This window comes from Staphylococcus sp. GDY8P57P, from assembly GCF_017892585.1.
Taxonomy (GTDB): domain Bacteria; phylum Bacillota; class Bacilli; order Staphylococcales; family Staphylococcaceae; genus Staphylococcus; species Staphylococcus borealis.
On sequence record NZ_JAESLK010000018.1, the window covers coordinates 21,845 to 37,098 of the forward strand.

The 15,254-nt window shown below is 33.9% G+C and carries 12 protein-coding genes; all 12 read right to left on the reverse strand.

Going from position 1 to position 15,254, the window contains the following annotated elements:
• Nucleotides 1-120 precede the first annotated feature (120 nt).
• Nucleotides 121-390 carry a 30S ribosomal protein S15 gene (gene rpsO, locus KA878_RS05285; RefSeq protein WP_053018906.1) on the reverse strand — a complete coding sequence of 90 codons (270 nt, stop codon included), beginning with the start codon at nucleotides 388-390 and terminating at the stop codon, nucleotides 121-123.
• A gap of 113 nt (nucleotides 391-503) precedes the next feature.
• Complete coding sequence (gene ribF / locus KA878_RS05290; RefSeq protein WP_193839411.1) at nucleotides 504-1,475, reverse strand: riboflavin biosynthesis protein RibF; 972 nt, start codon at nucleotides 1,473-1,475, stop codon at nucleotides 504-506.
• A gap of 14 nt (nucleotides 1,476-1,489) precedes the next feature.
• The gene (gene truB, locus KA878_RS05295; RefSeq protein ID WP_193839412.1) at nucleotides 1,490-2,407 is read right to left on the reverse strand and encodes a tRNA pseudouridine(55) synthase TruB; all 918 of its coding nucleotides are present in this window, start codon (nucleotides 2,405-2,407) and stop codon (nucleotides 1,490-1,492) included.
• Between the two features lie 316 nt (nucleotides 2,408-2,723).
• Complete coding sequence (rbfA, locus tag KA878_RS05300) at nucleotides 2,724-3,074, reverse strand: 30S ribosome-binding factor RbfA (RefSeq protein ID WP_053029328.1); 351 nt, start codon at nucleotides 3,072-3,074, stop codon at nucleotides 2,724-2,726.
• Between the two features lie 137 nt (nucleotides 3,075-3,211).
• A complete protein-coding gene (locus tag KA878_RS05305; RefSeq protein WP_193839413.1) occupies nucleotides 3,212-3,808 on the reverse strand; it encodes a DUF5780 domain-containing protein in 597 nt (198 codons plus the stop codon).
• A 487-nt stretch (nucleotides 3,809-4,295) separates the two neighbouring features.
• Nucleotides 4,296-6,449, reverse strand: a complete 2,154-nt coding sequence (infB, locus tag KA878_RS05310; protein ID WP_193839414.1) for a translation initiation factor IF-2 — start codon at nucleotides 6,447-6,449, stop codon at nucleotides 4,296-4,298.
• A 4-nt stretch (nucleotides 6,450-6,453) separates the two neighbouring features.
• Nucleotides 6,454-6,771, reverse strand: a complete 318-nt coding sequence (locus tag KA878_RS05315) for a YlxQ family RNA-binding protein (RefSeq protein WP_053029325.1) — start codon at nucleotides 6,769-6,771, stop codon at nucleotides 6,454-6,456.
• Complete coding sequence (rnpM, locus tag KA878_RS05320; protein WP_075108562.1) at nucleotides 6,768-7,052, reverse strand: RNase P modulator RnpM; 285 nt, start codon at nucleotides 7,050-7,052, stop codon at nucleotides 6,768-6,770. Before rnpM ends, KA878_RS05315 begins: the two co-directional genes overlap by 4 nt.
• A 25-nt stretch (nucleotides 7,053-7,077) precedes the next feature.
• The gene (nusA, locus tag KA878_RS05325) at nucleotides 7,078-8,310 is read right to left on the reverse strand and encodes a transcription termination factor NusA (protein WP_193839415.1); all 1,233 of its coding nucleotides are present in this window, start codon (nucleotides 8,308-8,310) and stop codon (nucleotides 7,078-7,080) included.
• Nucleotides 8,311-8,330: 20 nt separating this feature from the next.
• Nucleotides 8,331-8,798 (reverse strand): ribosome maturation factor RimP, encoded by a 468-nt coding sequence (rimP, locus tag KA878_RS05330; RefSeq protein ID WP_193839416.1) that lies wholly within the window; start codon nucleotides 8,796-8,798, stop codon nucleotides 8,331-8,333.
• A 175-nt stretch (nucleotides 8,799-8,973) separates the two neighbouring features.
• Complete coding sequence (locus KA878_RS05335; RefSeq protein WP_193839417.1) at nucleotides 8,974-13,290, reverse strand: PolC-type DNA polymerase III; 4,317 nt, start codon at nucleotides 13,288-13,290, stop codon at nucleotides 8,974-8,976.
• 257 nt (nucleotides 13,291-13,547) lie between these two features.
• Complete coding sequence (locus KA878_RS05340; protein ID WP_193839418.1) at nucleotides 13,548-15,248, reverse strand: proline--tRNA ligase; 1,701 nt, start codon at nucleotides 15,246-15,248, stop codon at nucleotides 13,548-13,550.
• Nucleotides 15,249-15,254: the final 6 nt, after the last annotated feature.

Here is a 15,254-nt window from a genome sequence, read left to right on the forward strand (position 1 = left end):
TGAAATCTATTAACTACATCATATCATTTATTTTTAAAATTTTATATTAGTGTTTAATATTAAACGATAAAAAAAGGAAAGTACCAAACTAAATGGTGCTTTCCTCTTAATATATTAGAATTAACGACGAATACCTAATGATTTAATTAATTCACGGTAACGTTGAATATCTTTACTACGTAAGTAGTTTAATAAGTGACGACGACGACCTACCATTTTTAATAATCCACGACGTGAATGGTGATCTTTTTTGTGTTCACGTAAATGTTCGTTTAATGCAGCGATTTCTGCAGTTAAAACAGCGATTTGTACTTCTGGTGAACCAGTGTCAGTTTCGTGCACGCGATATTCTTTGATAATTTCGTTTTTACGTTCTTGTGTAATTGCCATAATTAAATTCCTCCTAAAATTTGTATACACCTTAATCTGAGCTAGGCGTCGGAGTCTCAACCCGCCAAGATAAAGGAATAATAGTAGTGAATTCCATTTCTTAGAACTCAACTTTAGATATTATACGATACATCATCACCAAAATCAACCGATAGTAGGTATTTAGCTTTTTCTTTATCATTGTTCATTTGTTCAACTAAAGGATCGATACCATCGAATTTCACTTCTGGTCTCAAGTAATGATGCCAATATACTATGACACGCTCACCATATATATTGTCATTAAAATCAAAAATGTTAACTTCAATTACTACTTCAGCTTTTGATGGGTCATGGAAAGTAGGTTTCACACCAACATTAGCGACACCACGATAGATTTTATTTTCGGCACCAATTGCCATACTTACAGCGTAAACACCTTTTTTAGGTAATACATAGTCATCACTTGGTTGAACATTTGCGGTTGGGAATCCAATAGTACGACCTCGTTTTTCCCCTTGTACTACTGTCCCTTTAATTCTGTAAAGATAACCTAATTGCTCATTGGCTTTTTTTAAATTACCTTCTTTCAAAGCTTCCCTAATCGCTGTAGTAGAAATTTTTTCGGTTTCCATCTCTTGTTTACCAACAATGGTTGTGCTAAATTCATCCATTTCATTTAATACAGACATGTTACCTTTTCCGAATTTACCATATGTAAAATCAAATCCAGCAACTACTTCTTGCACATGATTATTAATAATATAATCTTGGACAAATTCTTCTGCGGTTACACTCGCAAAACGTGATGAAAAATTGATTACAATACAATAATCTACATCATGTTGTTCAATCATCTCAAGTTTATCTGAAAGTGGTGTTAAATAGTCCGTACGTTTACGTTCTGGATTTAACACGACAGAAGGGTGAGGATCAAATGTTGTAACTGCCTTTTTTAGATTTTTCGCTGCAGCACGCTCATCCAATGCTTCGAACACTTTATGATGACCACGATGCATGCCATCAAAAAAGCCAAATGCCATCGCAACGTCTTCTTTTATCAATTGATCTTCTTGAATTGGATGGGTTACTTCTATCACTTTCATAACTTTTGACTCCTTTAATTAAATACTTTTTTAGGTTTTATTTCATATTTTTTATCTGGATGTTGAACATAAATTGCCATTACTTTCTGAGTTTCAGAATCAACAAAAACTAATTGTTCGTCAATGATTTGATTAAAAAGTCTTTTATTAAACTTTTGTCCATTTAATATTCTTTTTTTCATATTCTCATCAGAAATGTTGATTTTTGGCAAACTTTTCAAACCATATTCTATAGGAAAAATTTGCGATTGTAATGCGTCTTGCTCATGTAATTGAGAAATTTGCTCTAATGTGAGACTATTCTCAACATCAAAACCACCTGAATTCGTTCGTGTTAATAAAGACATGTGTGCCGGATAACCTAATTGTTTACCGATGTCCGTAGCGAGTGTACGAATATAAGTTCCTTTACCACATTTCACCTTAATATTAAAATGACATTTTTTATCTTCAAATTGGAGATCAGATGTACGCTCAATCAAATCAATTTTCACTTGACGCACTGGCCTTTCAACTGTTTCACCATTTCTTGCGTATTCATATAATTTTTTCCCATTGACTTTAACAGATGAATACATGGGTGGAATTTGTTCTATAAGACCTTCAAAAGTTTTCAAAACGTCATCTATGTCGGTTGTATTAATCTCATCTTCAAGAACCTCAACTTTATCTATAACTTCACCCGTCTGGTCTTCAGTAGTAGTACTTTCTCCTAATGTAATAGTAGCATGATAGGATTTACCCATGTCCATGACATAATCACTTACACGCGTTGCAGGACCAATACATATAGGCAATACACCTGACACTTCAGGATCTAAGGTTCCAGTATGACCAATCTTCTTAGTTTTTAAAATCTTTCTTAGTTTGAAGACGACATCATGACTCGTCAATCCACGTTCTTTATAAACGGGTAAAATACCGTTATACATTTTTTCACGTCCTTCATTTTAACTACCTCTATGTATCATAACTTATCTGACTGAATATGTGTTATGAAAATTAATTGTCATAACTTAAATTGACTTAGCAAATCACACTTTTCACATACCATCAATATTCCCTTGAAACTCAAAATGAGACGGGAGTGGAACATCATTCGATTTGAATTTATTGTCCCACCCCCGTATAAGCGACGATTATTTTGAATAGCTTAAAAATTAGTGTTTACTCTATTTCTCGTTCAATTTGTGTTTGTAATGGCAATAAAATAACTAAGTTTATTGCTATAACTTAGTTAATAGATAATTATCTATCTTGCTTATGCAAATCTTGAATCATTTTCTCAATTTTATTACCATACTCAATTGATTCATCATATTCAAAGAATAATTCTGGAATAATTCGTAGTCTCATTCTTGAACCTAATTCAGATTTAATGAATCCTTTTGCTTTATCTAATGCTTTGAATGTATCATTAACCTCTTTTTCACTACCTAACACAGTAAGGTACACTTTAGCTTGTGATAAGTCGTTTGTTAATTCAACATCCGTAATTGTGATAAAGCCCACTCTAGGATCTTTAACTTTATTATTTACGATATCCATAATTTCTTTCTTCATTTGTTCGCCCACGCGTTCTGCTCTCATGTTACTCATGGATATTTCACCTCTTTAAAAAATTTGTCTTTTTATTATACCCTTATAACTATGCTCGTAAAGACATAGAAACTAAATTTATCATAAAAATTTATTCATTATTTCATTATATCTTATTGGCGCTAAAAACAAAATTTCTAATGTTCTTTTTCAATTGAAATCGTTGTGTTTTTGCTTCCTTTAATATCTTTTAATCGTTTTTGACCATAAATTTTCTCAAATTTATCATAAAGTGGATTCTTCCAAGTGTGGCCTTCAAAATCTTTATATTCAGAAACAATAAACTTATATGTTTCAATATCTTTATCATCTTTTAAATTAAATATTTCTTTCTTACTATCTTCATGGCCGGTCAAATTAATTTCTTCATCTATGTAATTGTTAATATAAGATTCACCACTAAGAGCCATAGCAAACTCAGGTTTAACCGGCAAGCCGTTTTTATCCCATGCTGCTACTGCTACAGTCACTTCTTTAATATCTTTATTACTCTCATTTACTATAATTGGATTTAATTGATCAAACGCGCGTACATATCCATCATTAGTGTCTTTATCAATAAATTTTACTGTCCCGACGTGCACATCTTGATTATTTAATTTTTTATCAAGTGATGTTGCATTATATGAAGTTAACATTCCACCTTCTTTTCCAGCTTTTACAGAACTACATCCTGATAATAGTATAACCCCACTCAAGCAACAGCCTATTGTTAAATTTGCAATTTTTTTCATAGTTTTCCCCTTTGAAATCTCAAAATTTTTATTTTTTATAATGAATATATAATATCAAAATTTTCATTTTGATTATTATATAACTTTTTCTTTTTTGTTTACTTTTTTATCTTAAAATATAAATAGATAAGAAAGTTTTAAAGTGATTTTTCTATTTTGAGATTTGAGAACTTAGATTTTGTCTATGCATAAAGAAGCATTTTGTCGAGACTGTTTTTCAGGAGCATTAACTTCATGAAAATAAGCACACTAGTACTTAAGTAATTAAATCTAAATGATAATGAAATGTCGTTGAACGCGAGCTCCAATATAAAAAATCTTGAAAAGAGATTTCACAAACTAAACAAATTGGGCAAGCGCGCCTATCATACGAGGTATTGTAAAATGAAAAAGCCAGTAAATGAATTTATAAAAACTCATTTACTGGCTATTTTGCTATTTTGATGAAATTATGTCACAGACTCAGTCCACTTCATAACTCATCGTTTTATCTTTCGATTTCAACCATCTCGAATGCTTCGATAATGTCGCCTTCTTTAATATCATTGAATTTTTCAATTGTGATACCACATTCATAACCTTGGGCTACTTCTTTAGCATCATCTTTGAAACGTTTCAATGTGTCTAATTCACCTTCGAATAACACAATACCGTCTCTAATAATACGTACACCTGCGTTACGAGTAATCTTACCTTCAGTAACATAACTACCTGCAATTGTACCAACTTTAGACACTTTGAATGTTTGACGTACTTCAGCTTGTCCGATGACTTGTTCTTCAAATTCAGGATCAAGTAAACCTTTCATAGCTGATTCAATTTCTTCAATAACGTTATAAATAACACGATGAAGTCTCATATCAACATTTTCAGCTTCTGCAGCACGTTTAGCACCTGCGTCAGGACGCACATTGAAACCAATGATAATACCATTTGACGCATTAGCTAATGTAACGTCTGATTCATTAATTGCACCAACTGCTGTATGAATAATGCGCACGTTAACGCCTTCAACATCAATCTTCATAAGAGAAGCTGCAAGTGCTTCAACTGAACCTTGAACGTCACCTTTGATAATAACATTAAGGTCTTTCATTTCACCTTGTTTCATTTGTTCGAATAAATTATCTAATGATACATTTTTGCTTTCTTGACGTTGTTGAATAACGCTAGCTTCATGGCGCGCTTCACCAATACGACGCGCTTGTTTCTCATCTTTGAAGACAACAAAGCGGTCTCCGGCTAACGGTACATCATTAATTCCTGTAATTTCAACAGGCGTAGAAGGACCAGCTGATTTAATTCTTTGGCCCAAATCATTAACCATTGCACGAATTCGTCCAAATGTATTACCTACTACGATAGAATCTCCAACGTTTAAAGTACCATTTTGAACTAATAATGAAGCGGCAGGACCACGAGATTTATCTAATTCTGCTTCAATTACTGTACCAATCGCTTGTTTATTAGGATTTGCTTTTAATTCTTGTACTTCAGCAACTAAACCAATCATTTCTAATAAATCATCAATACCGTCACCACTTAATGCTGAAAGTGGAACAAAGATTGTTTCACCGCCCCAATCTTCAGGAATTAAACCATATTCTGTTAATTCTTGCATTACACGATCAGGGTTTGCAGTTGGTTTATCAATTTTATTCACTGCTACAATTGTAGGAACATTAGCTTCTTTAGCATGGTTAATTGCCTCAATTGTTTGTGGCATTACACCATCATCGGCTGCAACAACTAGAATTGTGATGTCTGTTACTTGCGCACCACGCGCACGCATTGTAGTAAATGCAGCGTGTCCTGGCGTATCAAGGAATGTGATTTTTTTGCCTGCATTTTCAATTTGATAAGCACCGATATGTTGTGTGATACCACCTGCTTCTCCTGCTGTTACTTTAGTGTGGCGAATTGAATCAAGTAATGTTGTTTTACCATGGTCAACGTGTCCCATAATAGTAACTACCGCTGGACGTTCAATTGCATCAGGATCATCTTCTTCTTCATCAAAATAAATTGATAAATCTTCTTCGTTCACTACGACTTCTTTCTCTAGTTCAACACCATAATCGTCGGCAATTAATTCTAATGTTTCTTCATCTAACGCTTGGTTAATATTAGCAACAATACCTAATAAGAATAACTTTTTAATAATTCCTGATGATTCAATATTAAGTTTATCAGCTAATTCGCCAACTGTGATACCTTCTTCATATGTGATTTTAGAAGGCATTTCTTTTGGTTCTGCTGCCGGCTTGTTATTTTTGTTACCTTTATTATTTTTGTTGTTCTTGTTATTCTTGTTGTTTTTATTATTTTTGTTATTGCCTTTGTTATTGTTATTTTTGTTGTTATGATTGCCTTTTTGATTCGCGTTACCTTTGTTGTTTTGTTTATTATTTTTATTATTGTTATTGTTTTGTTGTTTTTGGTGATTATTTTGAGTGTTTTGTTTCGTATCATTACCACTTTCTTGTGGTTTAAACTTTTTATCAAGCGATTTAATTTGATCGTCCTCTAACGCTTGCATATGGTTAGAAACTTCAACATTCATACTTTTTAACTCATCTATAATCTCTTTACTCTTAACATTTAATTCTTTCGCATATTCGTAAATTCTTTTTTTACTCATATAATCACTCCTTACAATATTCATCTATCATCGACGTAAGCTTAGACGCAAACCCAGAGTCTATCACTCCTATGTTTACACGTTCCGACTTACCTAAAGATTGTCCTAATTCTGCTCTTGTACTAAAAATCCTAAATGGGACATGATACGTTTCACATTTATTTTTTATATTTTTCAAAGTGTTTTCTGAGGCATCCGATGCCATGATAACAAGTTTAATATTATTTTTCTTAATCTCAGTAAGCAATACAGATTCGCCAGATTTCACTTTACGCGCTCTCATTGCTAAACCTAAAAAATTTAAAATTTGTTCTTTATTCATTTAGGAATCTCTTCTCTATAAATCAAACGTATAATTTCTTTATAAACAGGGTCTAGCTTTGCAGAATCTGCATTGAAATATCTTTCAAGTACGCCCTTTTCTTGAGCTGCTTCTACACTGTGTACATCTTTTGAAACATAAGCGCCTCTACCTTGTTGTTTGCCAGTACCATCAGCAAAAATGTCGCCTTCTTTGTTAATAACAACGCGAATCATATCTTTCTTGGGACGCATTTCATTTGTAATAATACATTTGCGCATTGGAATCTTTTTCTTCTTCACTTAATCACTCACCCCAATTATTTGCTTATACGTCTTTGTCTTCACTGTCTACTTCATCAATATTTTCAGAAGGTTGATCGATTTCTGCTGCTAATTCTGCAGTAGTTAAATTCGATTCTTCTAAATCAACATCATCAATTTCAATATCTTCATCATTAGAATCAGATAAAACAATATCATCTGCTAATGCTTCTGATTCAATCACAGGATAAATTCCCGCTTCGCGCGCATCAGTTTCAGATTTAATGTCAATTTTCCATCCAGTCAATTTCGCAGCTAATCGTGCATTTTGACCTCTTTTACCAATAGCTAATGATAATTGATAGTCAGGAACAACAACAACAGTAGATTGATTTTCTTCGTCAACGATAACTTCTAATACTTGTGAAGGACTTAAAGCATTACGTACAAATACTTTTGGATTTTCATTCCATTGAACAATATCAATTTTTTCTCCACCAAGTTCTTCAACTACAGCTTCAACACGTGCACCTTTAGCACCTACACATGCGCCTACTGCATCAATGTCTGGATTATCAGAATAAACACTAATCTTAGAACGATCACCGGCTTCACGAGCTACTGATTTTACAATCACTGTACCATCATAAATTTCAGGTACTTCTTGTTCAAATAAACGTTTTAATAAGCCAGGATGACTTCTAGAAACATAAATTTGTGGTCCTTTAGTTGTTTGTTCTACTTTGTTAACATAAACTTTGATGCGTTCATTAGGAATATATTTTTCATTCGGACTTCTTTCAGCTTCAGATAAAACCGCTTCAATTCTACCTAAATTTACATATACATAACGATGATCAACTCGGTCGATAACACCTGTTAAAATATCGTCTTCTTTGTCAATAAATTCAGTGTATAAAATTTCTCTTTCCGCATCACGTAATCGTTGCATTACAGCTTGTTTAGCTGCTTGTGCACCAACACGGCCAAAATCTTTTGGTGTAACATCTTCTTCGTAAATATCGCCAACTTCATAAGCTGGATTTTTAACGAATGCAGTACTTAAATCTACTTCATCTCTATCATCAAATACTTCTTCGACAACATCTTTACGTGCAATAACTTTAAATGTACCTTCATCCATATTTAACTCTACACGTACGTTTCTAGCACTATCATAGTTCTTTTTATATGCAGTAATTAAAGCTGCTTCAATCGCATCAATTAATACTTCTCTTGGAATTTTCTTTTCTTTTTCTAAATATTCAGTTGCTAATAAAAGTTCATTACTTGCCACAATTATCCCTCCTCATCACGTTAAATCATAACAGCGTGACGTGCTTTTGCAATTTTATTTCTTGGTATTTCAATTTGTTTTGTTTTAGCTTTTTCTTTAACTTCCATCGTAATTACATCATCATTAACAGCTTTTAAAATACCGAGCCATTCTTTACCGCCTTCAATTGGCGCATATAATGATACAAACACTGGTTTTTCAATTGCATTTTGATAATCTTTTTCTTTTTTTATTGGACGTTCTGCACCTGGTGATGCAACGTCTAAGTAGTACATTTCTGGAATTGGATCATTTTCATCCATTACTTCGCTGATTTTTTCAGAGGCAAGTGTGCAATCATTTAAATCGACACCGCCGTCTTTATCAATTGAGATTCTTAAGAAATGATCTTTCCCCTCTTTAGTGTATTCAACTTCTACTAATTCAAAATTCAATTCGTCTAAAACAGGAGTTATGATTGTTTCTACTTCCTCAGTGATTTTACTCATACAGGCCTCCTTTTTCGGCAAATAGAAAAGAGCGGGTATATGCCCACTCTTTCTGCCTGAGTCTAATTTTTTACGCACAATAAGTATATCACACTTTAATTCCTTAAACAAATGTCTACTCACTGTGTCAATAGGAATATCGAAATGAAATCAAATGTTCACAACATAAGTTCGTTTACATATCAAAGATAGATAACTGTGCTTTGTCAGGTAGGTCAGGTAACGAACCTAAATCATCAAGGTACTCGATGATTTTTTGAGATAATCCAGCTTTCTTATTTAAATCTTCTTTAGATAAGAAAGGACCATCTTCTCGTGCTTCTACAATACGTTTAGCAACGTTCTCTCCAAGTCCAGGCACAGAAATAAATGGCGGGATTAACGTATCCCCTTCAATAATAAAGTCAAATGCCTGACTTTTCTCGAGACTAATCGGTTGCATACGGAACCCACGATGCGCCATTTCGTTCATGATTTCTAACACAGTAAGCACATCTTTCTCTTTTTTACCGAGGTCCATGTATCTTGAATACATATCTTTCACTGTATTCTTAATACTTTCTTTATCTTTAATCATCGTAATCAAATCAAAGTCTGAAGCACGAATTGTAAAGTATGCTGCATAATAATAAAGTGGATGATGCACTTTAAAGTATGCAATTCTCACTGCCATTAATACATATGCAGCCGCATGGGCTTTAGGGAACATGTATTTAATTTTCAAGCAAGAATCTAAATACCAGTCTGGTACATCATTCTCTTTCATAGCGTCTATCATTTCATCAGTTAACCCTTTACCTTTACGCACTGACTCCATCGTTTTGAAGGCCATAGAGGGTTCTAATCCTGCATACATTAAATAAACCATTATATCGTCACGACAGCCTATAACGCTTGATAAATCACAAATACCTGTTCGGATTAATTCTTGTGCATTACCTAACCATACATCGGTACCATGAGATAATCCTGAGATTTGAACTAATTCTGAAAACGTCGTTGGCTTAGTATCTTCCAGCATTTGTCGAACAAACCCTGTTCCGAATTCAGGCACACCAAATGTCCCTGTCTTACAAAGAATATCTTCTTCAGTTACACCCAATGATTCCGGACTACTAAAGATTTGCATCGTTTCTTTATCATCGACCGGAATGGTCTTTGGATCTATACCTGATAAATCTTGTAGCATACGAATCATTGTAGGGTCATCGTGTCCAAGTATATCTAGTTTCAACACATTATCGTGGATAGAATGGAAGTCGAAATGTGTCGTCATCCAAGAAGCACTTTGATCATCTGCTGGAAATTGGATTGGCGTAAAATCATAAATGTCCATATAATCTGGAACAACAATAATACCACCAGGGTGTTGGCCGGTTGTACGTTTGACACCTGTACATCCTTTAACAAGGCGATCGATTTCAGCACCACGTTTATGGATACCTTGATCATTTAAATAGCCTTTAACATAACCGAACGCTGTCTTTTCAGCAACAGTACCTATTGTTCCAGCACGGAATACCTTGTCTTCTCCGAACAGCACTTTAGTGTAGTTATGTGCGTTAGGTTGATATTCACCACTAAAGTTCAAGTCAATATCAGGCACTTTATCCCCTTTAAATCCTAAGAAAGTTTCGAACGGAATATCTTGTCCTTCTTTGATAAGATCGGCACCACAAGTACTACATTTTTTATCAGGTAAATCAAATCCTGAACCTACAGAACCATCATCAAAGAACTCACTTGTTTTACAATTAGGGCAAATGTAGTGAGGTGGAAGCGGATTAACTTCAGTAATTTCTGTCATCGTCGCCACAAAACTTGAGCCTACCGAACCACGTGAACCTACTAAATAGCCATCATCCAATGATTTTTTCACAAGACGTTGAGAGATTAAATAAATAACTGAGAATCCATTACCGATAATACTTGCAAGTTCTTTTTCAAGTCGATCAATTACAATTTGTGGTAAATCCTCACCATATAATTTTTTAGCATTTGTATAGCTTAATTCACGTATCTCTTCATTCGCACCATCCATGCGTGGTGTAAATAGCTGATCTTTAATCGGAATAACTTTATCTATTCGGTCTGCTAAGTCATTGGTGTTTTTAACTACAATTTCGTATGCTTTTTCTTCACCTAAGAAGTGGAACTCATCTAGCATCTCATCTGTCGTTCTAAAATGTGCTTCAGGTAATGTTGAGCGATTTAGAGGATTACCGGGTTGTGAGGCAATCAATATTTTACGTGCAATGGCATCATGCTCATATAAATAATGTGCGTTACCTGTTGCTAAAACAGGAATACCAGTACTTTCTCCAGCTTTCAAAATACGGTCATAGATTTCGTATAGTGTTTCTGTATCTCTAATCAGCTCTCTATCAATCAGATCTTGATAAAGTTTTGGTGGTTGGACTTCAATAAAGTCATAATACTTAGCAATTTTTTCAACTTCCGACTGATCTCTTTGCATAACAGCTGTGAATAATTCACCTTCATCACATGCAGTTCCTACCAAGATACCTTCACGATATTCATTTAATAATGATCGTGGAATTCTTGGTGTACGATAATAATATTTAACTAAAGAAGCACTTACAATCTTAAATAAGTTTTTTAGACCTTCTTGTGTTTGAACAATTAATGTTACATGTGTTGGTCGTGCACGTTTATATGCATCTTCATTCGATAGTTTTTGGTTGATGTCTTTGTGATTTGTTACGCCTAATTCTTTCATTTGTTGGACCATTTTAATGAAAATATATGCCGTAGCTTCAGTATCATAAATGGCTCTATGGTGCTGAGTTAGTTCTACACCATATTTTTTAGCTAAAAAGTTTAAACCGTGTTTACCATATTCAGTATTAATCGTACGTGATAATTCTAATGTATCAATGACACCATTCGTTGATGGGCCAAACCCAAGTCTTTCATATCCTGTGTCGATGAAGCCCATATCGAATGATGCATTATGCGCTACAAATATAGCGTCGCCAACCCACGTTTTAAATTCTGTTAGTACTTCATCAATTTCAGGCGCATCTGTTAACATATCATCAGTAATATGCGTTAAATTTATAATCGTTTCTGATAATTTCTCATGTGGATTACTGAAACGTTCAAATTTATCAATAATTTCTCCATCTTTTACTTTAACAGCAGCCAATTCTATAATTTGGTCATATTGGTTTGACAGTCCTGTCGTTTCAACATCAAACACGACATATGTAGCTTCTTTAAGATCTCGGTCTGTAGGTTTATAAGCAATAGGTACTCCATCGTCTACAAGCATACCTTCCATACCATAAATCATTTTGATGCCGTTTTTTTCAGCTGCGCCATGCGCATCGGGAAATGCTTGCACGACATTATGGTCAGTAACTGCTATCGCTTTATGTCCCCATTTAGCAGCTTGATCAACATACGCACTTATATTAGGAATGCCATCCATTTGGCTCATTGATGTATGCAAATGAAATTCTACTCGTTTTTCTTCTGCTTTATCTTGCTTTGGCGCCTTTTTGATTTCTTCAATATCAGACATCATCATAACCAAATCTCTGACAAATGTGTCTTCTTCAATACGTCCTTGAGCACGAACCCATTTACCAACACTAAGTGCCTTAAAGTGATCTAAATCGTCTTTATTTTTTCGTGTAAACATTTTAAGCACTAAAGAGTCCGTATAGTCTGTCACTTTTAATTCAACAATGTGACGGCCACTCTTCAATTCTTTAAGGTTAATATCAAATATAACACCCTCAATTGCAACTTTGAATTCTTCTTCAACAATTGACTCAATAGGTTTAATATTTTCAATTTGTATTGGTTTACCAATTTGGCATTTTTCAACATTGCTTTCGTTATTATCTTGTTGTTTCGCTTTCTCAGCTTTCATTTTTTCGATTTTTTCGGTAGCTTCACGCGCACTCTTCTCATCTTCTTCTTGAATATGCGCTTCTAGTGAGGCTAAATCATCATAAGAACTTGAGTCATCTGTTTCAAATACGACTTTATCTATATCAAAACCACATTTACGAAATGCTTTTACTAAGCTACCATTACACACTTTATCAAAGTGATTTCTTTCGATGTCATTTGAGGTCATTACTTTGAGCACGTTACCTGACATAATTAAACGTTTCTGTTTAAGTTGACCTTTCACTTTAGGCGATAATGCAGTGTGTTCAATACAATGACCAAAATATTTAATGGCATGTTCATCTTGGTTACTTGTATCTTGAATTGTAAAATGCCAATCGACTTTGGCAATGTCTTTAAATTCTTCAGTAATTGCATTTGTAAAAATTAAATAATCTTCGTGTGATAGAAAATATGGCAATGTAATTTGAAATTCCCACGTTCTATTTTTATTTGACACATCCACTCGCGTTAATTCACCTTGTTCAATAATTGTTTGATCAAGTTGATTGGAAACTTTAATTTGGTCCGCAAGTACTTTAAATTTTTCTTGATTCGTCATTGCCATGACAGATAACCACCCTTATATTTAACTCTTTTCTCAATTTTGTTTTAACGTAAAGTGTTATGTTCTAACTACAAACTTGATATCTATTATACTACTTTGAGTGATGCATTTCATTTGCTGCGTTTAATTCTTTTAATAAAAAAGAGGCTTAGACAACTATGAAATTGTCCTAACCTCATTTCGATAAGTGCATTGATTGCTATATTAACTCAGCAATGACTAAGACACTTAAATCATACGTCTAAGCGTTCACCATATTATAATTGACTGTATAATGTGGCGATATAGTCATTTAAATCATTTATATGAACATCTTCACTCTCACCAGTTTGACGCACTTTGACTTCAACGATACCATCACTTGCATTTTTACCTACGACAATTCGTATAGGTAAACCAATTAAATCTGCATCGTTGAATTTAACGCCTGCACGATCTTTACGGTCATCATAAAGTACATCATATTGTTGTTGCAATGTTTCATACAATTGATTACCTAATTCAAGTTGTTCATCTTTTTTAGGATTTATTGTTATTAAGTGTAAATCAAACGGTGTTACTGATTTTGGCCAAATAATACCATTTTCATCATTATTTTGTTCGACAATAGCACTTAATGCTCTTGATACACCAATACCGTAACATCCCATGATTAATGGTTTAGCTTTACCTTGATTATCTAAGAATGTTGCGTTCATTGCTTCTGAGTATTTTGTTCCCAATTTGAATACTTGACCAACTTCAATACCTTCAGCAAATTTTGCTTCACCAGAGCCATCACTTAATGGTTCACCTTCTAAGATAAAGCGGAAATCACCATATTCATCAACATTAAAGTCGCGTCCAATATTGGCATTTACATAATGGTAGCCATTTTCATTTGCACCTACAACTAAATTATTTAAATCCTTAACAAAATTATCAGCGTAAATTTTAATTTCTTTATCATGAATTGGTCCTAATGATCCTGGACTTGCACTTAATAAATTAATAATTTCATCTTCAGTTGCCATCTCAACATGATCTGTTCCGAAGTACGCTTTAACTTTGACATCATTTAACTCATGGTGACCTCTGATTAAGAACATGATAAATTCACCATCAATTTTGAATATCATCGTTTTCACAATTTCATCCACTGGACGATTTAAAAAGTCTGCTAATTCTTGAGCAGTTTTAACATTAGGTGTTTCAATCTTTTCAAGTGCTGCAACTTCAGTATGTTTTTCATTTGGATAATATGCAACTTCAGCTTTTTCAATGTTAGCTGCATAATCACTATGTTCACTATAAACAATCGTATCTTCACCAATTTCACTTAGCGCCATAAATTCATGTGTATGATTACCGCCAATTGCACCTGAATCTGCAACTACTGGACGTGCATTAATACCAACGCGTTTGAATATACGACCGTAAGCGTTGTACATATCTTGATACGTATCATCAAGTGATGCTTCATCAGCATGGAATGAATAAGCATCTTTCATAATAAACTCTCTACCACGTAATAACCCGAAACGTGGACGCTTTTCATCACGGAATTTAGACTGAATTTGGAATAAAGTTAATGGTAATTGTTTATATGACTTAAGTTCATCTCTCACGATAGAAGTGACTACTTCCTCATGCGTTGGTCCTAGTGCAAATTCACGACCATTACGGTCTTTTAATCGCATAAGTTCTGGACCATATGCACCCCAACGACCTGACTCTTCCCAAAGTTCTGCTTGTTGAAGCGCAGGCATTAAAATTTCAACAGCATCTATACGTTCCATTTCTTCACGAATAATTTTAGAAATATTATTTAAGACACGAGAAGCGAGTGGCAAATAGCTATAAATACCACTTGTGCTTTGTTTAATTAACCCTGCTTTTAATAATAATTGATGACTTAATGCTTCTGCTTCAGCAGGTACATCTCTCATTGTTGGAATGAAAACTTTTGATTGTTTCATCACTTA

What these genes read in the sequence shown, in the direction of transcription:
- rpsO (WP_053018906.1), bottom strand. Translation starts at nt 390, where the DNA reads ATGGCAATTACACAAGAACGTAAAAACGAAATTATCAAAGAATATCGC.
- ribF (WP_193839411.1), bottom strand. Translation starts at nt 1,475, where the DNA reads ATGAAAGTGATAGAAGTAACCCATCCAATTCAAGAAGATCAATTGATA.
- truB (WP_193839412.1), bottom strand. Translation starts at nt 2,407, where the DNA reads ATGTATAACGGTATTTTACCCGTTTATAAAGAACGTGGATTGACGAGT.
- rbfA (WP_053029328.1), bottom strand. Translation starts at nt 3,074, where the DNA reads ATGAGTAACATGAGAGCAGAACGCGTGGGCGAACAAATGAAGAAAGAA.
- KA878_RS05305 (WP_193839413.1), bottom strand. Translation starts at nt 3,808, where the DNA reads ATGAAAAAAATTGCAAATTTAACAATAGGCTGTTGCTTGAGTGGGGTT.
- infB (WP_193839414.1), bottom strand. Translation starts at nt 6,449, where the DNA reads ATGAGTAAAAAAAGAATTTACGAATATGCGAAAGAATTAAATGTTAAG.
- KA878_RS05315 (WP_053029325.1), bottom strand. Translation starts at nt 6,771, where the DNA reads ATGAATAAAGAACAAATTTTAAATTTTTTAGGTTTAGCAATGAGAGCG.
- rimP (WP_193839416.1), bottom strand. Translation starts at nt 8,798, where the DNA reads ATGAGTAAAATCACTGAGGAAGTAGAAACAATCATAACTCCTGTTTTA.
- KA878_RS05335 (WP_193839417.1), bottom strand. Translation starts at nt 13,290, where the DNA reads ATGGCAATGACGAATCAAGAAAAATTTAAAGTACTTGCGGACCAAATT.
- KA878_RS05340 (WP_193839418.1), bottom strand. Translation starts at nt 15,248, where the DNA reads ATGAAACAATCAAAAGTTTTCATTCCAACAATGAGAGATGTACCTGCT.